We start from the raw sequence: 25,406 nt of genomic DNA, 5'->3' as shown, positions 1-25,406 counted from the left end.
GGACGAGGTAGCTAGGCCCCGTCCCCCCAATCGCCCGCCTGTCCCATCCATTGCGCGATGGCGGCGATGGCGGCGGTTTCGGCGCGCAGGATGCGGGGGCCGAGCGCCATGCGGCGCACCGCAGGATGCTCGATCAGCAGCGCGCGCTCGCGGTCGGTAAAGCCGCCTTCGGGGCCGGTCAGGATCGCCGCGGGCGGGAGGGCATCGAGGCTGGCCATCGGCGCGCCGCCCGCCTCATCGGCGAACAGCAATTTGCGCGTCTGTGGCCATTCCTCCAGCAGCGCGGCGAGTTTCACCGGCTCGCCGAGGGCGGGCAGCGCGGTGCGCCCGCATTGTTCGCACGCCTCGATAATCTGCGCCTCCAGCCTTTCCTGCTTCACGCGCTCGACGATGGTGCGGTCGGTGATCACGGGCTGCAGGCGGCTGACGCCAAGTTCGGTCGCCTTTTCGATGATCCAGTCGAGCCGCGCCTTTTTCACCGGCGCGAAACAGAGCCAAAGGTCGGGCACTTGTTCCAGCGCGCGCATCTGCCGTTCCACGTGCAGGCGGGCCGATTTCCGGCTCCCCTCCACCAGCGAAGCCAGCCATTCGCCGCTGCGATTGTCAAAGAGGAGCAGCGGCGCGCCGGGCTTCAGCCGCATGACGTTAATGAGGTAATGGGCCGCCGCCCCCTCCACCACCGCCTCGGCATCGGGGGCGAGCGGCTGGTCGATGAACAGGCGGGGCGTGCTGGCGGGCGGCCAGGCGGGAGTGGCAGGCATGGCGCGGCGATAGCAGAAGCGACGCGCGCTTGCACCGGCCATAGCGCACCCGCCGCGCTGTTTCAAAATGACGCAGTTCAGCGGCTGCAAAGCGGGCGCAGCGGGAGGCAATTAGCATTTTGGTAAGCAGACCGGCCTTAGGTCATGCCGCCGGTCGCGTCTTTTTCGCGATCCGTGCGACAGGGCGCAAGGGGGTTTTGTGACCATGCGAGGGACCTTCAGCAGCCATATTCGATTGGCTGCGCGAAAATTTCTCCGCGATCAGGGCGGCAACGCCTTCATTCTGACGGCTGCGGCGCTGATTCCGATTATCGGCTTTGTCGGCTCCAGCGTCGATATCGGTCGCGGCTATATGGCGAAACTGCGCTTGCAGCAGGCGTGCGACGCCGGCGTGCTGGCCGGGCGCCGCGCGATGGCGGCCGGACAATGGACCGACGCGGCCAAGGCGGAAGCGAACAAGATGTTCGCTTTCAACTACCCTGCCAATCTTTATGGAAGCCACAGCGTTTCCTTCACTCCAACCTCGCCCTCGACAACCGATGTGACCGGTAAGGCAAAGGCCAGTCTGCCCACCGCGATCATGCATATTTTCCCTTTTGGCTTTTCGGGGTTCGATCTGGAGGTCGATTGCACGGCCAAGCTCGAAATTTCCAATACCGATGTGATGCTGGTGCTCGACGTCACCGGTTCGATGGCGGGTTCGCCCCTCAAAGGGTTGCAGAATGCTTCCAACGTCTTTCTGTCGACGCTGACCTCGGCGGAAATGGGTGATGGCCGACTGCGCGTCGGCGTGGTGCCCTATAGCGGTGCGGTCAATGTCGGGCGGGTTCTTTACAGCGCGAATAGCAAGTGGCTGTCGGACCAGGTCACGCTGCCGTCGCGTTATTGGGACAGCAGCAACAAGGATTATGTGCACACCAATCGCACCTTCGACGTCAGTTCCATGGATGTTGGCGGCTCGAAGACGTTCGATACGGGGCGCAAGGGTGGCAATGACCGTGTCTATTGGCGCGGCTGTGTGACCGAGCGCCAGACGACGGCTTTCGGCTCCACCAGCCAAGCCCCGTCCGCCGCCTATGACATGAATATCGACATGGTGCCGACGAGCGACGACGCCACCAAGTGGAAGCGCTTTCTGCCGCACCTCGTCTATTCGCGGACCAGCAGCTGGGATACGCGCACCAGCAGCGACAATAACAGTATCGGCGAACAGAATGATAGCGGCAGTTCCTATGGCGCCTGTCCCACGGCGGAGGTGATGAAACTGACTGTCATGGATTCGTCCGGGCAAACGGCTTTCAAGAACAAGATCAAGGATCTGCAAGCGCAGGGATATACTTATCATGACGCGGGCATGGTGTGGGGCGCGCGGTTGATTTCGCCCGATGGCCTGTTCGCGAACGAAAATGCGACGGCTGAAAATGGCCGCCCCATCGGTCGCCATATCATCTTCATGACCGACGGCGAGATGAACACGCCGATCGCCAACTATTCGCATCAGGGGATGGAACGGGTGATCGAGCGCATCGGCGCGTGGAGCAACAGCGAAGCCAATAAGCGCCACACCAATCGCTTTGTCCAGCTTTGCCAGAGCGCGAAGGCGAAGGGCATTGTGGTTTGGGTGATCGGCTTTGGCGACGATGTCGGCGATGACGAACCGCTCAACAATTGCGCGTCGCAAGGGCGGGCCTATCAGGCGGGTACCAATGAACAGCTGGAGAAAGTCTTTCAGCAGATCGCCAATCAGATTTCCAAGCTGAGGTTGTCGAAATGAGGCACTTTTGGATCCTGCTACAGCGCTTTCGCCGCGCACAGGACGGGGTGTCGGCGGTCGAATTTGCGCTGACCGGTCCGATCTTCCTGCTGCTGCTGCTCGGCATCATGGATTATAGCTGGCAAATGTATGCCAAGCAGGTGCTGCAGGGCGCGGTTGCCGATGCGGCGCGCGCCTCGACGCTGGAACGCAATGCGCTCGACCAGAAAGGGCTCGATGCCGAAGTCGCAAAGCGGGTCAAGGATGTGATGGCGAGCGCCAATCTGACTTTTTCCCGCAAGGCCTATGAAGGCTATGACAAGGTCGGAAAGCCCGAAAACTTCACCGACGCCAATAGCAACAGCCGCTATGACAGCGGCGAATGTTTCGAGGATGTCAACGGCAATGGGTCATGGGATACTGATCGCGGGCGTGCGGGCAATGGCGGGGCCGATGACGTCGTCCTTTATGAAGTGACGATGCGGTTCAACCGCGTCCTGCCGGTCTGGAAAATGCTGGGCCAGTCGCAGGAAGCCGTGCTGCAATCCTCCACCGTTTTGCGAAACCAGCCCTTTGCAACGCAGGGCTCACCGAGCAAGATCATATGCGGAAGCTGATATCTCCCTTATCGCGGCGTGCTCGCAGCTTTTCCGTGCGCGCGCTTGTCCGCGACGTGCGCGGCGCCTTGATGGTCGAAATGGCCTTTGCCATTCCCTTCCTGATCCTGCTGGGGTTCGGCGGGCTGGAAATCGCCAATCTGACGCTCGCCAATACGCGGATCAGCCAGATGGGGCTGACCGTGGCCGATAATGCTGCGCGCGTTGCGGTGGGCAGCAATATGACGCTGCCGCGCATCCGCGAGCTTGATATCAACGAGATTTTCGCTGGCATCGACAAGCAGGCGGGGGGTCTCGATTTCAAGAAGAATGGGCGACTGATATTGTCCAGCCTCGAAACCAATTCCGATGGCGGGCAATGGATTCACTGGCAACGCTGCTTCGGCGACCTGAAGGTCCAATCCTCCTTCGGCAAAGAGGGCGACGGTAAAAAGGGCAAATCCTTCCCCGGCATGGGCCCGGCGGGAAGCGAACTGAAGGCCCCCGCCGACAGCGCGGTGATGTTCGTCGAGGTCGTCTATCAATATCAGCCCATTGCCTATGGCAGCTGGCTGGGGCCGAAAACCATCCGGTCGAGTGCCGCTTTCAACATTCGCGAGGGCCGCGACCTTCGCGAAATCTATAATGATGCGCCCAAGGCACCGGTCGCCGAATGTAAATAGGCAAAGGGGCGGGGGCGTTTTGCCTGCCCCTTTCCTGCCACCGGGTTTCCCATTCGCCATTTATCGCGGGGGCGACTGCTGCTATCGCGCAGGCGATGACTGCGACGCACCCGCCTGCAACCCATCCGCCCGACAGCCAGCATAGCGGCCTTGTCGCGCTGTTGCCGCGTGCCGCGCGGCCCTATGCGCTGCTCGCCCGTTTTGACCGGCCCATTGGCATCTGGCTGCAATATTGGCCCTGTGCCTTTGGCGTGGCGCTGGCGGGCGGGGCGGTCAGCCACTGGCCCTTGTTCCTGTGGCTGATGCTGGGGGTGATTGCGATGCGCAGCGCGGGCTGCGTCTATAATGACATTGTCGACCGCGATCTGGACGTGCGTGTCGCGCGCACCGCGTCGCGGCCGGTGGCGAGCGGGGCGGTGTCGGTGCGCGCGGCACTGGTCTGGATGGTCGCGCTGTCGCTCGTCGGCCTGTTCGTCCTTGTGCAGCTTCCCTGGCGCGCGCAGATTGTCGCGCTCGCCAGCCTGCTTCCGGTTGCCGCCTATCCTTTCATGAAGCGCATTACCTGGTGGCCGCAGGCGTGGCTGGGCATTGTCTTCAGCTGGGGCGCGCTCGTCGCCTGGACCGCGGTGGGCGGGCCGCCGGGGCTGGCGTTGCCGCTCCTCTATTCGGGCTGCATCGCCTGGGTGATCGGCTATGACACCATCTATGCGCTGCAGGATATTGAGGATGACGCGCTGGTCGGCGTGAAGTCGGCGGCGCGGGCGATGGGGGCGCATGTCCGCGCCGGGGTCGCGCTCTGCTATGGCTTTGCGCTGCTGTTGTGGGCGGGGGCCTTGTGGGCGGTGCGGCCCGATCCGCTGGTGCTGCTCGCGCTGCTTCCGGCGGCGCTGCAACTGACCGGGCAGATTGTCACGCTCGATCCCGGCAATGGCGGTGATGCGCTTGCCAAATTTCGCAGCAACCGTTTCGCGGGGCTGCTCGTCTTTGCTGCGATGCTCGTGGTGGGCAGCGCGGGCTGATCATTCGGCGGCGAGCAACTCCTCCGCGCCGCCCAGATCGACCGATACAAGACGGCTGATTCCGCGTTCAATCATCGTCACACCGAACAAACGGTGCATCCGCGCCATCGTCACCGCATTATGGGTGACGATCAGATAGCGCGTATCGGTCTCCCGCGTCATCCGGTCCAAAAGGTCGCAAAACCGCTCGATATTGGCATCATCCAGCGGCGCATCGACCTCGTCGAGCACGCAAATCGGCGCCGGATTGGTTAGAAAGAGCGCGAATATCAGCGCCACAGCCGTCAGCGCCTGCTCCCCGCCCGACAAGAGGGTCAGCGAGCCGAGGCGTTTTCCGGGGGGCTGGGCCATGATTTCCAGCCCCGCTTCGAGCGGGTCGTCGGAATCGACCAGTTCGAGATGCGCCTGCCCGCCGTTGAACAAGGTGGTGAAGAGGCGCTGAAAATTGTCATTCACTGTTTCAAAAGCGGCGAGCAGGCGCACGCGGCCTTCGCGGTTCAAATTGCCGATGGACCCGCGCAGCCGGTTGACCGCCTGTTGCAATTCCTCAATTTCATTGGCGCTGCGGGTTCGCTCTTCTTCCAGTTCGGCAAGCTCATCGGCCGCGACCAGATTGACAGGCCCCAGACGATCGCGCTCGCCAAGCAGCCGGTCATGCTGCGCCGATTCGGTTCCCGAATCCTCTATGCTGTCGCTTTCAAAGCCCGCTTTTTGCGGGAGGAGCGGGGGTGGACATTCAAAGCGCTCGCCGGACAGCCGCCCCATTTCGATGCGGCGCAGTTCGGCATTTTCGGACCGAGCGACGGCACCCGCCCGCCCCTCGCGCGCCGTCGCCACGCGTTCCCGAACGGCAGAAAGCGCGGTTTCCACCTCGCGAACGGCGGTTTCGGCTTCTCTTTCGTCGGTTTCAGCGGCGGCGACCGCATCGCGCAGCTCGGCCTGCTTTGCTTCGGCGGCTTCTCTTTCCCTCGCCAACGCGCCGGGAAGGTCTGCCAGTTTCTTCGCTTCTTCGCCAAGCGCCTCGGCGCGCTTATCCATATCGGAGACGCGGCGCACGGCTTCGCCAGCGCGCGCTTTCCAGCTTTTGGTCTCAGCCTGGATGACGGCCTGACGTTCCTTCAGCGATGCCAACGCGCGATCATGGCCCGCCAAGGCTTCGCGTGCGCTTTGCGCCTCACCGCGCGCGCTGCTGGCTGCCGCCTCCTCGCGCTGGAGGGCCTGACGCGCGAGGCTTTCATCGGGCAGGGTGGCTAGCGCAGCCTCCTGGCGTTTCAATATTTCCTGCGCTTCGGCAGCGGCGCTGCTTATTTCCTCGCGGCGCCGGGCAAAGAGCGCAACGGCATCGCGATGCCGATCCAGCGCTGCCTGCGCCTGATCGGCCGCGCGCAAAGCGGCGCGGCGTGCCTCATCGGCATCGGCGAGAGCCTTGCGTGCTTGCGCTGCCGCGTCGGTGCGCTCGGCAATCCTGTCCTTCAACCCTGCATGATCGGCCGCGAGGGCATCGACGACGCTTTGTTTGCGCGGGCGCTCTGCGGTAAGCGCGTCAAGCCGGTTCTTGCGAACTAGTCTTTCGCTCGCCGTCGCGCCGTCGCCATGCGAGACAAAGCCGTCCCAGCGCCGCATCCTGCCGTCCCGGGTGACAAGCCTTTGCCCCACGGTGAGGGGCTGGCCCCGGTCCTCTTCAACCACGCCAATCTGCTGCAACCGCCGCATGAGCGCTGCCGGCGCCTGCACGAGATCGGCGAGCGCGCGTATGCCATCGGGCAGGGGTGGGTCGTCGGGCTGGGGGTCCGCATTCGTCCAGCTGCGTGGGGCGGATGCATCGCTGCCCGCGTTGAGATCGTCGCCGAGCGCGGCGGCGAGCGCGGCCTCATAGCCCGGCTCGACGCGCAGTGCGTCGAGGATCGGGGCAGCATCGCTTTGGGCTGCCGTAAAATCGCGCTCCAGCGCGGCGGCTTCGCTGTCGGCGGCGATCAGCGCCGCGCGGGCATCAGCAAGGCGCGCGTCGATCGCGGAAAGCGCGCCGGCGGCGGCTGTGCGTTCGGCTTCGGCGAGGGCAAGCGCCTTTTCGGCCGCGGCGATGTCGGCTTCGATGCCGGAAGCCAGGCGGGCGGCTTCTTCCTGTTTTGCGGCCAGATCCGCTTCATTGCCAAGGGCGGCGAGCTCTGCTTCCAACTTGCGGCTTTCTTGCGCGACGCGCTCAACCGCGGCGGCGGCTGTGTCGCGTTCGGACAGGGCGATACGCCGATCGGCGGCTTCGCTCGCGACCCTTGCATGGGTTTGCGCCAAGGCGATTTCGGCATCGCGTAGCCGGGCCTGGGCGGCCTGGCTGGCCTCCACGAGCGCGCCCCGGCCCTCGGCCTGGGCCGACAGGCTGCGCGTCAATTCTTCTGCTTCTTCCTTGAGCGCGGTGAGGGCGCTGTGCGCGTCGCGCGCCAGTTCGCTTTCGCGGGCACGGTCGTCCGCCAGCCGCTGCTGCTGGATTGTCACATCGTCGAGCCGCTGACGCGCCGCGCGTTCTTCGCCTTGCAGCCGCGCTTGGGTAGCGGTGATGTCGGCGAGCGCATCGCGGCGAAGCTGTGCCTCTGCCCGCGCGGTCGCTAACTGCTTCGCCGCCTCTGCCTGATTGTTCGACAGCGCCTCCAGTTCCGCCTGCGCGTTTCTGACCGCGGCCTCCGCCTCCTGAGCTTCGCGTTTCGCTTCATCGGCGGCGGCGGCGGCGGCGCGCCAGCGCGCATAGATGAGGCGGGCTTCGGCGATGCGGATATTTTCACTGAGGCTTTTATATTTTTCGGCGGCGCGGGCTTGGCGACGGAGCGCATTGGCGCGCACTTCCATGTCGTTCACAATTTCGGAGAGGCGCGTCAGATTATTCTCAGTCGCGCGCAATTTCTGTTCGGCATCCTTGCGGCGCACGTGCAGCCCAGCGATTCCGGCGGCTTCCTCCAGCATGGCGCGGCGTTCGGTCGGCTTGGCCGATATGATGTTGGCGATCTTGCCCTGGCTGACCAGCGCGGGGCTGTGCGCGCCGGTGGCGGCGTCGGCGAAGATCAGCGCGACATCCTTGGCGCGCACGTCGCGGCCATTGGCCCGATAGGCGCTGCCTGCGCCGCGTTCGATCCGGCGGATGATTTCCAGTTCATCGCCGTCCGCTGCGTCGGAAAGGCCGGCGACGAGAGCGCCTTTGGTGTCGCAATGGATCGCGACTTCGGCAAAGTCGCGCGCGGGGCGCGAACTGGTGCCAGCGAAAATCACATCCTCCATGCCGCCGCCGCGCATCGACTTGGGACTCGATTCGCCCATCACCCAGCGAATGGCTTCGAGAAGATTGGATTTGCCGCAGCCGTTGGGGCCGACGACGCCGGTCAGCCCCGGCTCGATCCGCAGCTCAGTCGGCTCAACGAAACTTTTAAAACCGGTGAGGCGCAGCCGCTTTATCTGCACGGATGCGCTCCCGGAGGCGAATCAGTCAAAGGCTGCCATGCGGACGTCACATTTCCCCCATCGGCCATTCATGCCGCGCGGCGGGAGGAGTCGCAAGGGGGAGCGGCGCCCTGTGTGGGCCGATGATGGCTGGAGATTGCTTCGTCACCCGGACAAGTCCGGGTTCCTCGCAATGACGAAGAAGGAGGGCCGCCTTGGCCTGCGCCCTCTGCAGGAAGGCGGATCCCGGGGCGGGCCGGGATAGACGGCCCTGACAAATCCGGCCCTAGCGGGCGCCCATCGTGCGGAGGCGGTCGCGCAGCGGGCCCCAGCTCGCAATGCCGTCGGCGACCTGGCCATTGATCACAAAAGCGGGGGTTCCGGTGATATTATAGTCCTCGACGCCCTTGTTGGTGCCTTTTTCAACCGCGGTCAGATTGTCGACATCGGCCAGGCACTGCTGAATGGTCGCAGCGGGCACCCCGCGCTGTTGATAGAATTGATCGAGACCCCAGCCCTTGGCCAGCGCGTTGAACCGCTGCGCGGGGGGCAGTTTCATCGCCTGTTCGATACTCGCCTGATCGGCCTCCTGCGCGCCCTTCAGAAAGGCGTCATGTTCGAGGAAAGTCGCGTCGGCGAGAGGGAAGAAGCGGTCGGGCCCTGCGCATTTCGCAATCGCGCCCGCCACGGCATCGAGCGGGTGAAGCATGAATGTGGTGAATTTATAGGAGACGCGGCCCGTATCGACGAAATCGCGCTTCAGCTCTTCGTGCGAATCCTTGGTGAACTGCGCGCAATGTCCGCAGGTGAAGGCGCCAAATTCGTGAAGCTGGATCGGCGCTTCGGGATTGCCCATCACCGCACCGCCATCCGCGTCGAAACTGACCACTTGTGACCAGCTTTTCCCGTCGGGTGCAGCGATATTCTCAATCGCCGCCTGTTCCTTGGCGTCGTCGCCCGCGCCGCCACAGCTTGCGAGCGCCAGCGCGCTGAGCGAGGACAGGATGATGAGGGGCAATTTTCCATTCATGGTCGGCATCTCTCCAGATAAAAGTCGTGCAGGTTTCCTGTTGCGCGCGTTTCTAGGCGCCCTTGAGCGCGAGGTCGAGCGAGGTTTTGATCGCGGGCCACTGATGCCCTTCGGCCTGTTTACCGTTGATGAAGAAGCTGGGGGTGCCGCGTACTCCCTGCTTCTGGCCCGCTTTTGTCATTTCCACCAGGCTGCTCAAGGCGGCAGCGTCGCCAAGGCAGACGTTCAACTGCGCGGGCGTATATCCCCGCGCCTGCATCAGCGTGATCAAGCCGACATCTTTGGCGATCTTGCGTGTGCGTTCCTCAATCCGCCCTTCGTTCCAGCTTTTCATCTGCGCCTCGCTCGCCCCCTGCACCCGGCCCAGCCAATCAGCCTGCTTGGCGAAAATGGCGTTGTGATTGCCAACGAATTTGGCCTTGCCGCCGCAGCGCGCAAGGAGGGCGGCGGTCGCATCGACGGGGTCGCGGACGAGGTTGCGATATTCGACCTGGACCAACCCCTTGTCCACATATTGGCTTTTGAGCGGGGCAGCCGATTCCTGGGCGAAATGGCCGCAGGCGCCGCAGGTATAGCTGAAATATTCGACCAGCTTTATCTTGGCGGCGGGATTGCCGACGACATGGGCGCCAAGGTCATTGGTCTGGGTGGAGGCCGACCAGGGTGCGGCGGCGACCAGCAGCGCCAACGCGCCGCCCGAAAAGGCCATGATGGCGGCGCGGCGCGGAAGAGCGGGGAAAGGGTTCATCGGAAAATTTCCTAGCTGATGCGGGGCAATTTGGACGGGGCGGCGAGCCCGGCCGCCATGCGTTCGAGCACGGTGCGAAGTTCGGGATCGCCAATATCGCGCAGGCTGTCGCCAAGTTCGGCTGGCACGGGCTTGAGCATTGGCGGCGGGGCCGGGGGCGCACTGGGCGTGACCTGGCCATGGGTCATCCGCACCGCCTTGATCGCGGCATAGCCAAAGAAGCGGTTGACCGCCGCGATGATGTCGGGGGCGATATGCTGGAGCATCGGGGCATGCGCGCCGCTGATCGTCAGGTGGAGCGTGCCGCCTGCCTTCTCCCCGGCAGGAAAGCGAATCATTGCGGGCTGGGTCACATCGGCGAGCTTTGGCCCCACGATTTCGCGCCAGCGACTGACGACCGAGCTTTGGATAAAGCCGAATTTGCGAAAGGCGGTGCGCCCGATTCCGGGGACCAGATCGGCGATGGCGCGCGCCTCGCCGCCGCGCGGCCGTTCATAGGGGCGCGCAGCCGCCTTTCCCTTTGCGCCCTTTTTGGCGCCGGGCTTTGCTCCGCCTTTTGACGGTGCACCTTTGCCGCTCGCTGCTTTCGTCATGGCGCTGCTCATGCCATAGGCGGGGGGTGAGCGTCCAGCCATCCGAATGCCTTTCCGATTTCGCGCCGCGTCTGCTTGGCTGGTATGACCGGGCCGCGCGCGTCCTGCCATGGCGCGTTCCGCCGGGCAGTGGCGCGGTTCCCGACCCCTATCGCGTCTGGCTCGCCGAGATCATGTTGCAGCAAACGACAGTGGCGGCGGTGGCGGGCTATTTCAGCCGTTTTGTCGGGCGCTGGCCGACGGTCGAGGCGTTGGCCGGGGCAGAGGATGCCGATGTCATGGCCGCTTGGGCGGGGCTGGGCTACTATGCGCGGGCGCGCAATCTGCTGGCCTGTGCGCGGGTTGTGACGGCGGATCATGGCGGGCGCTTCCCGGATAGCGAGGCGGCCCTGCGCGCGCTTCCCGGCATTGGCGATTATACCGCGGCGGCGGTCGCGGCGATTGCCTTTGGACGGCCCGCGGTGGTCGTCGATGCCAATATCGAGCGGGTGATGGCGCGCCACCGGCTGATTGCAACCCCGCTTCCCGCCGCCAAGAAGGAGATTCGCCGCGCGCTGGCGCCGCTGGTGCCGCAGGAGAGGCCGGGCGATTTCGCGCAGGCGATGATGGATCTGGGCGCGACCATTTGCTCCCCGCGCGCGCCAGCCTGTGCGCGCTGTCCGCTGTCCGCCGACTGCCGCGCCAAGGGGCGGGCGGATGTTGAAGCCTTGCCGGTCAAGCCGCCCAAAAAGGCGAAGCCGCGCCGTTATGGCCTTGCTCATTGGATCGAGAAGGATGGGCAGCTTTGGCTGGTGCGGCGGCCCGAGCGGGGAATGCTGGGCGGGATGCGCGCGCTTCCCGGCGGTCCGTGGGACGATGCGCCGCCGGGCGAATCGGGGGTAGCCGTTGTTGATCACAGCTTTACCCATTTTGACCTGACGCTGACACTGGTGCGGCGCGAGCCCCAGCATTCCGCAGCGGAAGGCGAATGGTGGCCGCTTTCGGCGCTTGACGATGCGGGTCTGCCGACGCTCTATCGCAAGCTGACCGACAGGATGCGGAAGGAAAAGGCATGAACCAGATGATCTCGCGCCGGGCCTTGCTGGGCGGCCTTGCCATGGGAGGCGCAGCGGGCTTGATGCCGCGCGCGGCGCTGGCGTGGAAAGCCGATGGCGCGGTGCTTTACCCCGCGACCCATGCGTTCATCAAAGCCTTTGTCGACAAGCGCCAGCTTGCCGGGACGCTCGCCGCCATCGGCAAAGGGCAGGCGGCGGCCAATTTTTTCGGCGCCGGAACGCTGGCGATGAATTCTTCCACGCCGGTCGGCCCCGATACGTTGTGGCGCTTATATTCGATGACCAAGCCAGTGACAGGCATTGCCGCCATGCTGCTGATCGAAGAGGGCAAGATGCGGCTCGATCAGCCGATTGCCGATTTCCTGCCTGACTTTGCGAAGATGAAGGTGCAGGTGACGCCCGATGGCTCGCTGACCGACGTGCGGCCCGCGCAAACGCAGATTACGGTGCGGCAGTTGCTTACGCATACGGCGGGCTTTGGCTATAATATCATCCAGAAAGGGCCGATCCGCGAGGCCTATAATCGTAATGGGCTGGTGGGCGGACAGGTCAGCCGCCTGCCCGTGCCGGGGATGCCGCCGATCACCCCGGCGCCCAGCCTCAAAGTCTTTGCCGACCGACTCGCAACGTTGCCGCTGGTTTATGAACCCGGCTCCCGCTGGAGCTATTCGCTGAGCCTTGATCTGCTCGGCCGGGTGATCGAGGTCGCATCGGGGCAGGCTTTCGATGCCTTTTTGAAAACGCGCATTTTTGATCCGCTGGGTATGAAGAGCACCGGTTTTCAAGTGGCGCAAAAGGATGTGGGGCGGCTTTCGACCAACTATTTCCCGCTTGGCCCCGCGCTCGTGCCGATCGATCCGGCTGCGGCCTCCATCTATCTCGACCCGCCGCCCATGCCCTATGGCGGCGGCGGGCTGGTGTCGAGCGCGCGCGATTATGATCGCTTCCTCGCCATGCTGCTGGGCGAAGGCGAAACCGGCCGGGTAAGGATCATGAAGCGGGAGACCGCGCGGCTCGCCATGTCGAACCTGCTCGACGACAAGATTGACCGGCGCGGTACCTTTGTCGAGGGCGAAGGCTTTGGCGCGGGCGGGCGCGTGTCGCTGCCCGGATCGCCGACTGGCGAAGGCGTGTTCGGCTGGGGCGGCGCGGCGGGAACCATCGGTTTCGTCGATCGCACACGCGGTTATCGCGTGGGCGGCTATACCCAATATATGCCAGCCGAAGCGCTGCCCTTTCAGCGCGATTTCCCCAAGGCCTTTTACAAGGATGTGCTGCGCTGATGCCGGGACCGCTTGGCTTTACCGGGGCGTGGCTAGACCGCGCCGATCCCTTGCGAAGCGATGCGGCGGCTTTTGCCGAAGCGGTGGCCGATCCCCGGTCGCGCTGTCTGGTGCTCGACGGCATTGATTTCGTGCCGGGGGAGGGCGGGGGCCTGTGTTGGGAGCCGCTGGACCCCGCCGACCAGCGCAGCCCTATGCTACTGGGCCGCGATGCGCAGGGCGCCGCCTATTTCGTGCGCGAACCGCATCCCGCCGAACGGATCGATGGGCGTTCGCGGACGGTGATGCGGCGGCTGTCGCTGCTGAGCGGGCAGGGTCTCGCGCTTTATGGCGGGGCGCGCAGCCTGGTCGATTGGCATGCGCGCCACCGTTTCTGCGCGGCCTGCGGCGCACCGACCGCCTTGTTTCGCGCTGGTTGGGGTCGCCGCTGCGACGCGTGCCGGGCCGAACATTTCCCGCGGGTCGATCCGGTGGTGATCATGCTCGCTGAATATGGAGGCCGGGTCCTTGTCGGCCGCCAAGCGGCTTTTCCCCCCGCAGTCTTTTCCGCACTTGCCGGATTTGTCGAGCCCGGCGAATCACTCGAAGAAGCGGTGGCGCGGGAGTTGTTCGAGGAAGCGGGGATTCGTGTCGAGGATGTCCGCTATGTTGCGAGCCAGCCTTGGCCTTTCCCATCGTCGCTGATGATCGGGTGCCGTGCGCGCGCGCTCGACCCCGCGCTGACGCTCGACGAAACGGAGATTGAGGCGGCAATCTGGGTCGACCGCGCCGAGGTGCGTGCTGCGCTTGCGGGCGATATGAACGCCCCCTTTGTCGTGCCGCCGCCGCTGGCGATCGCGCGGCATTTGCTGGAAATATGGGCAGGTGAAAGCGGGGGCTGATCCCCGCGCGTTGGCGATTACATCATGGGAGAGCGGCACCAGAGCCGCCGCTGGCTAATCCTGCCGACCCGTGATGCGGGCGATTTCCCTGGCCACCATCGTTTCGACCATCTGCGGCAGATTGGCGTCGAGCCATTCCTTGAGCATGGGACGCAGCGCATCGACCACGACGTCTTCGATGGAGCGGGCGCCGCTGCTATTGCCGCCCGCGGGCGCGGGGGCCGCCATAGCGGCGCTCAACGCTTCGAGCGACTGGCGCGTTGCGGCGGCGCTTTCGTTCGAGATCAGCTCTTCCTCGCCCTCGGTCTCCGCCTCTGGCGCCAAGGCTTCCTTGCGAAGATCGAGTATATCGCCGGGGTTCGCGCCGACCGCAGGGTCGGGTCGGGGCGCCTTGACGGTGCCGGGGGCTTCGTCGCGGGCAATGACGCGCCGAATCGACGACAAAATATCTTCCATCGACGGTTCCCGCGACATATCGCCCATTAAAGGCCCCCTGAATTGCGCCCGCGAAGGACGGTTAACCATCTCTTACCGGCTGGGGGGCGGATTTGCCAAGCCCTATTCGCAGGGCCCCTTATCGGCGGGCCGAGGGCGTGTCGGCAGGCAGGCTGGCATCGGCCGCGGGAATGTCGCGCGTGTCGGTGGCCTGCTGGCGCGGGGTCGGATCGTCGGCCCAATCCCAGATTTCATTTTTCACGCGCTCATAATTGACGGCGGGATCGTAAAGCGGGCCGCCCTCTATGCCGAGATCGCGCGCCTCGGCCCGGCCCATGGCGGCGAGTACCGAAAAGGCGGCGACATAGGAATTGCGCTGCGCCGAAACCAGCTGGACTTGCGTGTTCAGATATTCCTGCTCGGCATTCAGAATGTCGAGGATGGTGCGCGTGCCGACGCTGTTTTCGGCGCGCACCCCTTCAAGCGAGAGAGCGTTGGCGCCGACCGCCTGCTGGGTTGCCGAAATCACCTGCTCATTGGCGCGCCACGCGGCATAGGCGCCGCGCGTCTGCGCGATGACATTGCGTTCGGTCGCGACATAATTTTCGATCGCCTGGCTGCTGCGCGATTGGGCTTGCCGCACCTGGGCCGAACTGCGCCCGCCGCTGAAAATGGGCAGGGTGACGCTGATCCCGGCGGCGGCACTTGAGGTTTCCTGCCGGACGTCGACCCCCGGAACGCCGCTGTCGAGCGAGCCGAGGAAATTATTATAGCCGCCGCCCAATGTCGCTGAAACCTTGGGCGAGCGTGCCGATTTGGCGACGCCGATATCAGAGCGCGAGGCTTCGACCGCAAGATTGGCGGCCTCGATATCGGGGTTGTTTTCCAGCGCCACGGCCACGGCTTGATCGGCGGTGGCGGGCAGATTGGGGAGTGCCGGCGGCGGCTCCAGATCGACGGGCGCTTCGCCGACGAGCTGAATATAAGCCTCCCGGCTGGCAATCAGATTGGCTTCGGCGCGGCGCAATTCGCTTTCGGCCAGCGCGAGGCGCGCCTCTGACTGGGCAACGTCGGTGCGGGTCAAGTCGCCGATTTCAAATCGATCGCTTGTCGCCTGCAAATTGGTGCGCAGAACCGACACATTGTTCCGGTTGAGGCGGACAATGGCCTGATCGCGGATGACGTCCATATAGGCGGCGACCACTTGCGAAAAGATGCTCGCCTCGGTCGCGCGCAGATCGGCTTGCCCCGCTTCGACGCGATATTTGGCGGCGCGCACGGCATTGCGTACCGCCCCGCCCTGATAAATGGGCACCGACAATTGCGCGTTGCTGCTGAAAGACCGGACGGGCGAGTTAAAGGCATTGCCCGGGATGATCAGATTTTCCTCATAATTGGCGCGCGCGCCGACATCGGGCAATCCATAGCTCTTCTGAATGGGGACATTTTCGTCATTGGCGCGCTGGCCAGCGCGTGCTGCTGTCAGGGTCGGGTTATTTTCGTACGCTTTGGCCAGTGCGCCCCGCAATGTTTCCGCCTGTGCGATTCCCGGCAGCAAGAGGGCGCCAAGCGCCAGCCCGCCCAGCCAGCGGCTGCGGAGGGTCGTCTTGCTCTTCTGTCTGTGGGTCATCGCTGTCAGCCTGGAAAGAAAGGGAGGGGTCAGAAACGAAAGCCCGCCGGTGCGGCAAAGCCGGGAAGCGGGCTCGCGCCCATGTCGGCAAAGCTGCGCAGCGATATTGTGCCGCCAGCCTTCACGCCGAATACGAGGCGGGTCACGCTGGATTCACGGCGCGCGGCGACGAGACGGCCACCGTCCGCAAGCTGGGCCACAAGCGCATCGGGAACCACTTCGACCGCACCATCAATGATGATCCGGTCAAAGGGCGCTGCGTCGGGGGCGCCAGCCGCCAGGGGGCCTTTCACCCACTGAATGCGCGAATCCGCAAGCGCACCGTGCGCGAGGGTCGTAAGCGCCTCTTCCTCTTCCACCGCATGCACCTCTGCTCCCATATGGGCGAGCAGCGCGGCCATATAGCCGCTGGCGCCGCCGATCAGCAGTACACGCAGCCCGGGGCGGATTTCGGCCGCAACCAGCATACGCCCCGTCACCAGCGGCGGATTGAGCGCGCGGCCCGCGCCCAGCGAAAGGGGGCGATCCATATAAGCGACGCTCGCCAGCGCCTCCGGCACATGTTTTTCGCGCGCAACGCTCGCCATCGCGGCCAGAACGGTGGGATCGATCACATCATTGGGCCGCAGCTGGCTGTCGATCATCGCAGCCCGCATCTCCGCTCCAGTGATTTCGCTATATTTCGTTGCCATCAGCCTTGTTCCGATTCCCTCGGGCATCATCCTGTTTCAACGCGGCCTTAGCCCAGGTTGTGCTGTATTGCAATAATAATACAGTCTCGGGCCGCGTCCTGTCGCGCATAGCCGCCCGGCAGGAATGCGCCAACCCCGCATATGGGACGGAGGCGGAAGCAATAAGCCGATTGCAATGCGAAACACAGGCGGCTAGTGGGCGGAACCCACCGCATGAGGCCCGATGGCGGAGTGGTGACGCAGCGGACTGCAAATCCGTATACGCCGGTTCGATTCCGGCTCGGGCCTCCATAATCCTGTCAGCCGAGGTGTGCTGATGGTTGAAAAAAACCCTGATTTCCGATAGTTTAGGGCCATTCGCTGATTGCCAGTGATGGCCTCTGTTTGCCTGTAGTTGCAGACGTTGGGGGCCTAATCAGGGGGCTTCGCTGAGCCTCCATGAAAGCGAGGCCCCCATCGTGCTAACCGACACCGCAATTCGAAAGGCGAAGCCCAAGGAAAAGCCTTACAAGGTCTCGGATTCGCAGGGCTTATACCTGCTGATCAATCCAAGGGGTAGCAAGCTGTGGCGCGTCAAATATCGGATGAACGGCGTGGAGCGGAAATTGGCGTTAGGCTCCTACCCTGAAATAACCTTGGCCGAAGCGCGTAGCGCCCGCGATGCAGCACGAAGGCAACTGGCTCATTCGATCGATCCCAATTTTGTTAAGCGTCAAGAGCGCATCGAGGCGGGCATTCGCGCCAGCAACAGCTTTTCCAGTGTAGCGCAGGAGCTGATCGAGAAGAAGGCGCGGGAGGGGATGGCGGAGCCCACGCTGGCAAAGATGCGCTGGTTCGTGAAACTGCTCGGGAACGATTACGGCAAACGCCCGGTGGCCGAGATCACACCGCAGGAATTGTTGCACGAATTGCGAAAGCACGAGCGCCGGGGCCGACTGGAGACGGCAAATCTTTTGCGTGCCTTCGCCAGTCGAGTGTTTCGCTATGCAGTTGCGACGGCGCGCGCGGAACGCGATCCGGCTCAGTTGCTGATCGGCGCGCTGACAACCCCGAGGGTCAAGCATTTCCCGGCAATCACCGATGCAGTCACATTCGGGGCGTTGCTTCGCGCGATCGAAGATTATCAAGGCGACCCAGCCGTGATGCACGCGCTGAAGTTGACGCCCCATGTGTTCCAGCGCCCCGGCGAAATCCGTCATATGGAATGGACGGAGGTAGATTTTGGCAAGGCGGTCTGGATCATTCCGGAAGGGAAGATGAAGATGCGCCAGCCTCATTCAGTACCCTTGTCTCGGCAGTCTCTCGCGATCCTTACCAATATGCGATCCCTGTCCGGTTCTGGCCGCTACGTGTTCCCGTCGATCAGATCGCGGGCTCGGCCGATCAGTGAGAATACGATCAATGCGGCGCTCCGCCGGATGGGTTATCCCAAGGACCAGATGACGGCCCACGGCTTTCGCACATCTGCATCATCGCTTTTGAACGAATCCGGTAAATGGAACCCCGACGCGATCGAGCGGGCGCTGGCGCACATGGTCGCGGGCAGCGTCCGGCGCATATACAACCAGTCTGCCTATTGGACTGAGCGTGTTGAAATGGCGCAGTGGTGGAGCGACTATCTGGACGAACTGCGCAAAGGAGGGAACAGATGACAGGTCGCCCCGGAGAAGGTTGGAAAATCTTTGCAGATGGGGATGAAGCCGACGACGTGCCGCTCTGGAAAGTGTTGGCCCAATTCAGGTCGGACGATCTGGACGAAGGCTTGAGCTTGAACGCGGCGATCATCAATCAGGCCAAGCCGTCGCCGGTTCGATATTATAACCTAGCCTTCGTCATCAGCTTTGCCTTCGGATTCCTGTCTGTCCTCCTTTTGATCGGCCTCCTGGTCTCAGGCCATTCGACAGCGACGGACCTTTTCTTCTACCTCGCATTGGGCACGCTGGCCGCCACGATAGCGCCGCACCTTTGGCGGCAGGCTTATCAATACGGCCTCAAAATTCCCGACGCGCCGTTGAAACTACCCCACGCGCCGGACAGGCTCTTTGATGAGGTGCTGGGCTATTTGCAGAAGGTGGACGGCCCGAAAGCCTATTATCTTTCCCGCTTCCGCAAGCAGCGGGTTCCTCTCAAGCGCAGGCAGTTTTTCGGCAGGCTGCGCTATTTCCTGTTCTCCGAACACAGCAAGGATCGGGGGATGGTCATGCGTTACCCGACCGCTATGGCGCTACCCGCCGACCTTTATCTTCATCGCGATGATGTCGAGTTGATGCTCGCGACGAGCAGACCGAAGCGCCGAGGCGGACCCGGCCGAAACAGAAAATACCGGTATGACGATGCGATTATCGCCCTGATCGGCGATCCCCGGCTAGCAACATTGGATATGAGCGATCGAACGGCGGCCATCAGCACCGTCAAAGATTGGCTGTACAAATGGCTCGAAAACAATGCCGATGAGTCCGGGGACGTGCCGCGCCGCGATCAGTTGACGCGGTATGCTGAAAAAATCTGCACGCATTTGGAGGTGAATGCGTCCGTCAAAGCCCGCTGACCAGCGTTTTCGTTTTTCGATCGCCGCGAACGGATTTTCGGACCTGTCCCTGCATTCCTGTAAAGCGCGCCATCGGCAGACTTCTAGGGCTTTCCCATTGCTGGACGACACACCGGCAACCATGTGCAACTTGGCATGTCTCTCGCCGCGAATCGGCAGCAAGGAGGCACGCACATGGAACCCATTGCCATATCGATTAATGACACCGCCAAGGCGCTCGGCGTCGGGCGGTCGTCGGTTTACGCCCTGATTAAATCCGGTGGCCTCGACGCCATCAAGATCGGCAGACGAACCCTGCTGACCACCGAATCCATCCGGCGATTGGCGCAGTCCCGCACAACCATCTGACCCGCAGGCGCTCCACGGCCCCAGCCTTTTGAACTGGCGGGCCACTCCGCGCCTGCTCCCCGAAGCACCCGAGAGCTTTGCATCGTGATTTCACGAAAGGATTCCCTATGTCCATTTTTCACCGCGTCATGGATCGGCGGGCCCATCACTTGTGGGGTGGCCGCGAGGTCACGCTCCACTTCACCGCCGACTATCGTATCGCCCGATTCACCCTACCGCTCATCGAGCGGCTGCTCGCGGACGACGAGGACGGCGAAACCTATCGCAGTTCCATCGCGCATTGGACGCTCAATGAGCGCCCGTCGCTCCATATCCACCAGGGCGAGGTTTCAAGTTTGCGGATCGACGGGCCGTTGCAGAAGGCGGGCGTGAGCTATCTTCCGCTGGGCGGGTTGATCGAGTCTCCCGGGGTGACCACGCATCTCGATCCGATTGAAGCCCATCGGCTCGACGGGCGAGTGCAGGAAGCGGTCGAGCGAGCAATACGCGACTGGATAGTCGAACATGGTCTTTACGATCAGCCGCGCCAGCGCCGCGAGATCGACCGCCCCAAGACCGACAGAGAAGCCCGTGCGGTAATCGCCCGATGGGTGGACGAGCATTCCGCCAAACGGGCAACTGGCGCCATGCCGAACGCGAGCGATCGACCCGGCGATTGCTGCTCCGGCGAACCCGGCGGCTCCTTGTGCGACGCTTGCCGGAAAGGTTCGGACCATGCCTGATCCGGCCGCCCTTATGGCGAGGCCGCAGGGCCACGATGCTACGCATCGGACCCGTAAATTGGATACACACCTCACGCACGGGTGCATCCAGCTTTTCCACCACTTTTTGAGGCGGCGATCCGACGGCGGCTTTTACCGCAATCTTGGAAAGCGCGGATTTCCGCCTTTGGAAGAGACAGCGGATCGCTGTCGCATGGGAGGCGGCCAATGAAACTCGTCCGCCACACTATCCGCGTGCCGGTATCGCTCGACAAAGCGCTTCGCGCGCTCGCCGAGCGCCGAGGCATCAGCGTCTATGCGATGCTCCAGCGCAGCGTGAAGGCGGGCGTTGCGACGCTCGCCGACCCCGCCGCGCGCGATGCCATATCGGGGGAACTGGTCTCCGAACTGGCGTCGATCAGCAACCGCATTATCGATGTCGAACATATGCTGGACCGGGCGCTGTTCACCGCCTGCGCCGCCTATTGCTACGCCCGCAGCGCGGGGTTGGGTGAGCGCACCACCGATGAGATCGCCGTCGCCGAGATCAACGAGGCCTATGATCGCCAGCGGCGGCTCTCGCAGGGGAAGCGTCCATGACCGTATCCAACGATCGCCGCGTCCATGCCGACGCCTTGCGTCGGCATCATCGGCTGAGCCATTGGCAGCGGTTCAAGCGACAGGTGGGCGTCATGCTCGCATCGGTCGCCTTGGGTGTGGTCGGCGCGCCCTACGCGATGCTCGACAAGGACGAGCAATGGGCGATCGGCGTCTATGCCTATGCGCGCGGAGCGCTTTGGATCGCCTTCAGTCCCGATCCGGCAATCACCGTCACATATGATGGAAGGCAATATCGCGTCCCCGCCGGTGATGTGGTCGCGCACCCATATTATCGCGGATCGGTATCACGCCTCTTGTCGCTGTCGGTCAAAGGCGGTCTGCTCGGCTTCGTCGGTTGGCTGTCCGGCCTACTTCTCTTGCGCGGCGTCAGGGCGCGGCGTTGCGAGCGCGCCTTGCGCGATCGTGTCATCGCCGGAACCCTCGTTACCACCGAGAAGCAGCTTGCGGCACTAACCGCCGCCGAAGCCGGACCCCGTGCGCTCGCCATCGGCGCGGTGCCGATCCCGTCGCGGCTCGAGACGCGCCATATGGCGATGATCGGCACGACCGGCAGCGGCAAGACCACGGCGCTGCGCCAAATGCTTGATGGGATCGAAGCGCGCGGCGAGGCGGCGTTGGTCTATGATACCAGCGGCGATTTCATCGCCCACTACTACGACCCCGAGCGCGGCGATCTCATCTTGAACCCGTTCGACGCCCGCTGCGCCTTCTGGTCGCCCTTCGCCGAGATCGCGCACCCCGCAGACGCCGACCGCATCGCGCAGCAGCTTATCACCGAAACCGGCCAGCATGATCGCGATGTCTGGTTGGAAACCAGCCGCATCCTCGTCGCCAACATGATCCGGGAATTGTGGAAGGAGGAGAAATGCACGCTGCCGGACCTGCTCGAAGCGCTTCAGAAATGGGACAAGGACAAGCTTAAGAGCTGGCTGAAAGACACGTCGTCGGCCCGGACATTCTCCGACGATGCCGACCGGGCCACCGGCAGCGTGCTCTTCATGCTCGCGAAAGCGGCGAATCTCATCCAGTTCCTGCGAATGCCGAAGGATGGTGAGAATCCCTTCGCTTTCCGCGATTTCATCGCGGGCTTCGACAAGCGCACCGGCGCCCGCCCGTGGGTATTCGTGCCGCGCAAGGAGGATTATTTCGAGGCGTCGAAGCCGCTTCTCGCCTGCTGGCTCGAATGCGCGGCAAGCGCCGTGCTGGGGCTTCCCCCATCGCCCGACCGGCGCATCTGGTTCGTGCTCGACGAGCTGGCCGACCTGCCGCGCGTCGATAACCTTGCACGGCTCTTGCCCGAGGGGCGCAAGTTCGGCGCGGCGGTCGTGCTGACCTTCCAGGCTATCGGGCAGATGCGTCATCGCTATGGACCGCAGATCGCGGAGTCGATGCTGGGCTGCTGCAATACCAAGCTGTTCCTCCAGACCATCGACAGCGAGACCCGCGTCTGGGCGAGCCAGACGATCGGCGGATGCGAAGTCGAGATCCAGACGATGACCGACGCGCTCGCCGAGGGCGACGATGCGGCGCGCACGACCTTGGGCCGGATGCGGAAGATGCGGCCCGCTGTTCTCGAAAGCGAACTTCGCCTGCCGAAGTTTGAGGGCTATTTACTGTTCCCCGATGGCTTGCCGGTCGCGCGGATCAAGCTCACCGCCGATCATATCGCGCGGCGCGGGAAAGCGCGCCAGCCGGGGTTTGTCGCGGGCGATCCGAAAACCACGCTTTGGCGGCAGGCGGTGCAGGCCGCGCCGTCGTCTCCGTCTCGGCCCCCATCGGCGCGGTCGTCGCCGCCACCCAAGAACCGGGGGCCGGTCTGATGGTGGCGTCGGTATCGGCGCTGACCAGCTCGGCGCAGGCCAGCAGCTACTATGAGGCCGATGACTATTATGCCGAGGGCGGCTTGTCGCCGTCCGAATGGCAGGGCGCTGGCGCGGAAACGCTGGGCCTCTCGGGCGAGGTGGATCGCGACCACTTCCGCGAATTGCTGGACGGCAGGATCGGCGACCAGCAGCTTGGCACCTATCGCGACGGTCAGTTGGAGCATCGTCCCGGCTGGGACGTGACCTTGAGCGCGCCCAAGTCGGTCTCGATCGTGGCCGAGGTCGCGGGCGACCGGCGCTTGATCGCGGCGCACGGGCAAGCCGTCGAAACCGCGATGGCGCATGTCGAGACGCATATGGCTGCGACCCGTCTCCGTGATGGCGGCGCTGTAACCCGCGAGGCGACCGGCAATCTCGTCGTCGCGAGTTTCCAGCACGGCACCAGCCGCGCGCAAGACCCTCAGCTTCATACCCACAATGTCATTCTGAATGCGACGCGCGGAAAGGACGGCGCATGGCGCAGCCTTGAACCGCGCGCCATCTACCAGCTTCAGAAGCAGATCGGCGCGATCTATCGGCAGGAGCTGGCGTTGAAGGTCCGGGAACTCGGCTATGAGATCGAGGTGGGCAAGGACTCGCTGTTCGAGATCAAGGGCGTGTCCGGCGAGGTCATCGGGGCATTCAGCACCCGCAGCGCCGAGATCGAGGTGGCGCTTGAAGAGCGCGGCACAACCCGCGACGCCGCCAGCGCCGCCGAAAAGCAGATGGCGGCACTCGACACCCGGCAAGCGAAGGTCGCGACGGACCATGCCGCCCTTGTTGCCGATTGGCGGGAGACGGCGAGCGCAGCCGGGTTCGGGCCGGACGCGCGGCTGGCGATGGTCAGGCAGGCCGAAGCCCATGCCGCCAGCCCCACGCATCGCGCCGACATGGCGGAGCAGGCGATAATGGCGGATCGCGCCGTCGCTTACGCTGCCGACAAGCTCGGCGAGCGGCAATCGGTCTTTTCTGCCGCCGCTTTGCAGGAGGAAGCTGGACGGATCGGGCTAGGCCAGATCGGTTACGCCGAGATCGGCGCTGCCATAGACACCGCCACGAAACAGGGCGAATTGATTGACCGGACCTTTCTTGACCGGCGCGGGGCGGAGTTTGCCGGGTTCACCACCCGCCAGAATTTCGAAACCGAAGCCAAGGTGCTGCGGATCGAGGCGGAGGGGCGCGGTGCGCTTGCGCCCATCGCTTCGCCGCTTGCCGCCGCCAAGGCCGTTGCCAGCGCGGCAACGCAGGCCGAGCGCGCGGGCCATAGCTGGAACGCCGATCAGCGCGCTGCGACCGAGCAGCTTCTGACCAGCCGCAACCGCATCACCGCCGTTCAGGGCTATGCGGGCACCGCCAAGACTACGACGGTCCTCGCGACCTTTGCCCGCGAGGCTGAAGTGCGGGGCGTGCCTGTCGTGGCGCTTGCTCCCACAGCGTCGGCGGCGTTGGTGCTGGGCGAAGCGCTTGGCGCGCGCAGCGATACCGTGGCGCGACATCTGCTTGTCCCCGCGCGCCCGCATCCGGGCCAGCCCGCCGCGTGGATCGTGGACGAAGCATCGCTTCTGTCGGCCCGCGATACCGCGCGGCTGTTCGACCTGGCCGACAAGCATGATGCCCGCATAATCCTTGTCGGCGATGTGAAACAGCTTGGATCGGTCGAGGCGGGCGCTGCATTCGCGCAGTTGCAGAACGCGGGCATGGAAACCGCCAAGCTCGGCGAGATCGTCCGGCAGACGAACACGGCGACCAAGGAGGCCGTGCTGGCGTCGATCGAGGGCGATGCCCGCAAGGCGCTTGCCGCGCTGGATCGAGGCGGCGGGCAAATCATCGAGAATGCCGATCGCGCCGATCGGTTCGCTGCCATCGCGGAGCGATATGCCGGACTGGACAAGGAGGCCCGCGCTCGCACCCTTGTTATCGAGCCGTCGCGCGAGGGGCGCGATGCGCTGACAGCCAACATTCGTGCTGCGCTCGCCAGATCGGGCGCGCTGACCGGCCCCGCCGTCGCGATACAGAGCCTCGCCAACAAGGGGCTGACTCGCGCTGAGGCACGCGACCCGACGAGCTATGAAAAAGGAGATGTGGTGCGGTTCACTCGCGACTATGCCGACAAGGGGGTGGCGCGCGGGGAAGCCTATCGCGTCGATTCGATCGATCCGGCCAAGAGTGCCATCGCGCTCAGATCGGAGGATGGACGCGAGGTGGATTGGCGGCTCAAACAATGGGGAGCGGGCAAAAGCCAAGCGTTTGCGCCGAAGGCGCTGGATTTGAAATCTGGGGACAGCATCCGGTTTGCCCGCAACGATCGTGAAGCAGGCCGCGTTAATGGCGGGCGCGGCGAGGTCGTCGCGGTAGACGAGCAGGCCCGCACCGCTCTCATCCAAACACGGGACGGGAAGATCGAGACATTGAATCTCGACGCGGCCCGCGACCGCCATATCGCCCATGCCTATGTCGACACCGCGTTTGCCGCCCAAGGGCGCACTGCCGATCATGTCATCATTCATGCTGACAGCAAGGCGACCAATCTCGTCGATCAAAAGAGCTTCTATGTGGGGATTTCCCGAGCCAAGGAATCGATCGCGATCTACACCAACGATCGGGCGAAGCTGGTGTCTGCGATCAGCGATCGAACGGGCTTGGCGCAAACAGCTATTAGCGGCACCGCGATGGTAACGCCTACTGCTGGCAAATCTCTCGCCGCGGCTTTGGGATGACTGCGCCCCTTCTAGCGCCGTTTGCGA

Annotated in this window: 22 protein-coding genes and 1 tRNA gene; 15 read left to right on the top strand and 8 right to left on the bottom strand. The window is 64.0% G+C overall.

What is annotated here, in order from left to right:
- Positions 1-11 precede the first annotated feature (11 nt).
- The gene (locus tag JV18_RS0108075; protein ID WP_033075119.1) at positions 12-761 is read right to left on the bottom strand and encodes a 16S rRNA (uracil(1498)-N(3))-methyltransferase; all 750 of its coding nucleotides are present in this window, start codon (positions 759-761) and stop codon (positions 12-14) included.
- Positions 762-996: 235 nt separating this feature from the next.
- Between JV18_RS0108075 and JV18_RS0108070 the strand changes: the two genes are divergently transcribed.
- From JV18_RS0108070 to ubiA, 4 genes are all read left to right on the top strand, one after another.
- The gene (locus JV18_RS0108070) at positions 997-2,535 is read left to right on the top strand and encodes a TadE/TadG family type IV pilus assembly protein (protein ID WP_235302981.1); all 1,539 of its coding nucleotides are present in this window, start codon (positions 997-999) and stop codon (positions 2,533-2,535) included.
- Positions 2,532-3,131, top strand: a complete 600-nt coding sequence (locus JV18_RS0108065; RefSeq protein WP_033074103.1) for a TadE/TadG family type IV pilus assembly protein — start codon at positions 2,532-2,534, stop codon at positions 3,129-3,131. The genes JV18_RS0108070 and JV18_RS0108065 overlap by 4 nt, the downstream gene beginning before the upstream one ends.
- A gap of 35 nt (positions 3,132-3,166) precedes the next feature.
- Positions 3,167-3,793 (top strand): TadE/TadG family type IV pilus assembly protein, encoded by a 627-nt coding sequence (locus JV18_RS0108060; RefSeq protein ID WP_235302973.1) that lies wholly within the window; start codon positions 3,167-3,169, stop codon positions 3,791-3,793.
- A 95-nt stretch (positions 3,794-3,888) separates the two neighbouring features.
- Positions 3,889-4,812 (top strand): 4-hydroxybenzoate octaprenyltransferase, encoded by a 924-nt coding sequence (gene ubiA / locus JV18_RS0108055; RefSeq protein ID WP_033074101.1) that lies wholly within the window; start codon positions 3,889-3,891, stop codon positions 4,810-4,812.
- On the opposite strand, the gene smc is transcribed toward ubiA, so the two are convergent.
- The 4 genes from smc to JV18_RS0108035 form a co-directional block, all read right to left on the bottom strand.
- Positions 4,813-8,256, bottom strand: coding sequence for a chromosome segregation protein SMC (gene smc, locus JV18_RS0108050; RefSeq protein ID WP_033074100.1), 3,444 nt, complete (start codon positions 8,254-8,256; stop codon positions 4,813-4,815).
- Between the two features lie 265 nt (positions 8,257-8,521).
- A complete protein-coding gene (locus tag JV18_RS0108045) occupies positions 8,522-9,274 on the bottom strand; it encodes a thioredoxin domain-containing protein (RefSeq protein WP_235302971.1) in 753 nt (250 codons plus the stop codon).
- A gap of 43 nt (positions 9,275-9,317) precedes the next feature.
- Positions 9,318-10,013 (bottom strand): DsbA family protein, encoded by a 696-nt coding sequence (locus JV18_RS0108040; RefSeq protein WP_033074099.1) that lies wholly within the window; start codon positions 10,011-10,013, stop codon positions 9,318-9,320.
- 11 nt (positions 10,014-10,024) lie between these two features.
- Positions 10,025-10,606 (bottom strand): DUF721 domain-containing protein, encoded by a 582-nt coding sequence (locus JV18_RS0108035; RefSeq protein ID WP_033075117.1) that lies wholly within the window; start codon positions 10,604-10,606, stop codon positions 10,025-10,027.
- Positions 10,607-10,632: 26 nt separating this feature from the next.
- Between JV18_RS0108035 and JV18_RS0108030 the strand changes: the two genes are divergently transcribed.
- The 3 genes from JV18_RS0108030 to nudC are packed head-to-tail and all read left to right on the top strand — an operon-like array spanning position 10,633 to position 13,825.
- A complete protein-coding gene (locus JV18_RS0108030) occupies positions 10,633-11,661 on the top strand; it encodes an A/G-specific adenine glycosylase (RefSeq protein WP_033074098.1) in 1,029 nt (342 codons plus the stop codon).
- Positions 11,658-12,944 carry a serine hydrolase domain-containing protein gene (locus JV18_RS0108025; RefSeq protein ID WP_033074097.1) on the top strand — a complete coding sequence of 429 codons (1,287 nt, stop codon included), beginning with the start codon at positions 11,658-11,660 and terminating at the stop codon, positions 12,942-12,944. The genes JV18_RS0108030 and JV18_RS0108025 overlap by 4 nt, the downstream gene beginning before the upstream one ends.
- Positions 12,944-13,825, top strand: coding sequence for an NAD(+) diphosphatase (gene nudC, locus JV18_RS0108020; RefSeq protein WP_033074096.1), 882 nt, complete (start codon positions 12,944-12,946; stop codon positions 13,823-13,825). The genes JV18_RS0108025 and nudC overlap by 1 nt, the downstream gene beginning before the upstream one ends.
- A 54-nt stretch (positions 13,826-13,879) precedes the next feature.
- Here the strand turns inward: nudC and JV18_RS0108015 are convergent, their stop codons facing one another.
- From JV18_RS0108015 to JV18_RS0108005, 3 genes are all read right to left on the bottom strand, one after another.
- Positions 13,880-14,308 carry a DUF2497 domain-containing protein gene (locus JV18_RS0108015; RefSeq protein ID WP_033074095.1) on the bottom strand — a complete coding sequence of 143 codons (429 nt, stop codon included), beginning with the start codon at positions 14,306-14,308 and terminating at the stop codon, positions 13,880-13,882.
- A gap of 91 nt (positions 14,309-14,399) precedes the next feature.
- Complete coding sequence (locus JV18_RS0108010; protein WP_033074094.1) at positions 14,400-15,890, bottom strand: TolC family outer membrane protein; 1,491 nt, start codon at positions 15,888-15,890, stop codon at positions 14,400-14,402.
- Between the two features lie 29 nt (positions 15,891-15,919).
- Entirely contained in the window at positions 15,920-16,582 is a 663-nt protein-coding gene (locus tag JV18_RS0108005) for a protein-L-isoaspartate O-methyltransferase family protein (RefSeq protein ID WP_033075116.1), read from the bottom strand.
- Positions 16,583-16,799: 217 nt separating this feature from the next.
- Here JV18_RS0108005 and JV18_RS0108000 point away from each other — a divergent pair.
- The 8 genes from JV18_RS0108000 (at position 16,800) to mobF (ending at position 25,379) form a co-directional block, all read left to right on the top strand.
- Positions 16,800-16,873 (top strand) — tRNA-Cys (locus JV18_RS0108000).
- 164 nt (positions 16,874-17,037) lie between these two features.
- Positions 17,038-18,234: a tyrosine-type recombinase/integrase gene (locus tag JV18_RS0107995; RefSeq protein WP_033074093.1), complete on the top strand. Its 1,197-nt coding sequence runs from the start codon at positions 17,038-17,040 to the stop codon at positions 18,232-18,234.
- The gene (locus JV18_RS0107990; RefSeq protein WP_033074092.1) at positions 18,231-19,130 is read left to right on the top strand and encodes a hypothetical protein; all 900 of its coding nucleotides are present in this window, start codon (positions 18,231-18,233) and stop codon (positions 19,128-19,130) included. The genes JV18_RS0107995 and JV18_RS0107990 overlap by 4 nt, the downstream gene beginning before the upstream one ends.
- Positions 19,131-19,304: 174 nt before the next feature.
- Positions 19,305-19,478, top strand: a complete 174-nt coding sequence (locus JV18_RS0107985) for a helix-turn-helix domain-containing protein (protein ID WP_033074091.1) — start codon at positions 19,305-19,307, stop codon at positions 19,476-19,478.
- A gap of 107 nt (positions 19,479-19,585) precedes the next feature.
- Positions 19,586-20,200 carry a hypothetical protein gene (locus JV18_RS0107980; protein ID WP_144243902.1) on the top strand — a complete coding sequence of 205 codons (615 nt, stop codon included), beginning with the start codon at positions 19,586-19,588 and terminating at the stop codon, positions 20,198-20,200.
- Between the two features lie 207 nt (positions 20,201-20,407).
- Positions 20,408-20,779, top strand: a complete 372-nt coding sequence (locus JV18_RS0107975) for a hypothetical protein (protein ID WP_033074090.1) — start codon at positions 20,408-20,410, stop codon at positions 20,777-20,779.
- Positions 20,776-22,620: a type IV secretion system DNA-binding domain-containing protein gene (locus tag JV18_RS0107970; protein ID WP_033074089.1), complete on the top strand. Its 1,845-nt coding sequence runs from the start codon at positions 20,776-20,778 to the stop codon at positions 22,618-22,620. The genes JV18_RS0107975 and JV18_RS0107970 overlap by 4 nt, the downstream gene beginning before the upstream one ends.
- On the top strand, positions 22,620-25,379 hold the full coding sequence (mobF, locus tag JV18_RS0107965; RefSeq protein ID WP_033075114.1) for a MobF family relaxase: 2,760 nt from the start codon (positions 22,620-22,622) through the stop codon (positions 25,377-25,379). Before JV18_RS0107970 ends, mobF begins: the two co-directional genes overlap by 1 nt.
- Positions 25,380-25,406 lie beyond the last annotated feature (27 nt).

Source organism: Sphingopyxis sp. MWB1 (assembly GCF_000763945.1).
Lineage (GTDB): Bacteria > Pseudomonadota > Alphaproteobacteria > Sphingomonadales > Sphingomonadaceae > Sphingopyxis.
This window is presented reverse-complemented; position numbering and strand designations above follow the sequence as displayed.

Excerpts from the sequence above, each read along its gene's own strand:
- JV18_RS0108075 (WP_033075119.1), bottom strand. The coding sequence starts at position 761 with ATGCCTGCCACTCCCGCCTGGCCGCCCGCCAGCACGCCCCGCCTGTTC.
- JV18_RS0108065 (WP_033074103.1), top strand. The coding sequence starts at position 2,532 with ATGAGGCACTTTTGGATCCTGCTACAGCGCTTTCGCCGCGCACAGGAC.
- ubiA (WP_033074101.1), top strand. The coding sequence starts at position 3,889 with ATGACTGCGACGCACCCGCCTGCAACCCATCCGCCCGACAGCCAGCAT.
- JV18_RS0108045 (WP_235302971.1), bottom strand. The coding sequence starts at position 9,274 with ATGCCGACCATGAATGGAAAATTGCCCCTCATCATCCTGTCCTCGCTC.
- JV18_RS0108040 (WP_033074099.1), bottom strand. The coding sequence starts at position 10,013 with ATGAACCCTTTCCCCGCTCTTCCGCGCCGCGCCGCCATCATGGCCTTT.
- JV18_RS0108035 (WP_033075117.1), bottom strand. The coding sequence starts at position 10,606 with ATGACGAAAGCAGCGAGCGGCAAAGGTGCACCGTCAAAAGGCGGAGCA.
- JV18_RS0108025 (WP_033074097.1), top strand. The coding sequence starts at position 11,658 with ATGAACCAGATGATCTCGCGCCGGGCCTTGCTGGGCGGCCTTGCCATG.
- nudC (WP_033074096.1), top strand. The coding sequence starts at position 12,944 with ATGCCGGGACCGCTTGGCTTTACCGGGGCGTGGCTAGACCGCGCCGAT.
- JV18_RS0108015 (WP_033074095.1), bottom strand. The coding sequence starts at position 14,308 with ATGGGCGATATGTCGCGGGAACCGTCGATGGAAGATATTTTGTCGTCG.
- JV18_RS0108010 (WP_033074094.1), bottom strand. The coding sequence starts at position 15,890 with ATGACCCACAGACAGAAGAGCAAGACGACCCTCCGCAGCCGCTGGCTG.
- JV18_RS0108005 (WP_033075116.1), bottom strand. The coding sequence starts at position 16,582 with ATGGCAACGAAATATAGCGAAATCACTGGAGCGGAGATGCGGGCTGCG.
- JV18_RS0107990 (WP_033074092.1), top strand. The coding sequence starts at position 18,231 with ATGACAGGTCGCCCCGGAGAAGGTTGGAAAATCTTTGCAGATGGGGAT.
- JV18_RS0107985 (WP_033074091.1), top strand. The coding sequence starts at position 19,305 with ATGGAACCCATTGCCATATCGATTAATGACACCGCCAAGGCGCTCGGC.
- JV18_RS0107980 (WP_144243902.1), top strand. The coding sequence starts at position 19,586 with ATGTCCATTTTTCACCGCGTCATGGATCGGCGGGCCCATCACTTGTGG.
- JV18_RS0107975 (WP_033074090.1), top strand. The coding sequence starts at position 20,408 with ATGAAACTCGTCCGCCACACTATCCGCGTGCCGGTATCGCTCGACAAA.
- JV18_RS0107970 (WP_033074089.1), top strand. The coding sequence starts at position 20,776 with ATGACCGTATCCAACGATCGCCGCGTCCATGCCGACGCCTTGCGTCGG.
- mobF (WP_033075114.1), top strand. The coding sequence starts at position 22,620 with ATGGTGGCGTCGGTATCGGCGCTGACCAGCTCGGCGCAGGCCAGCAGC.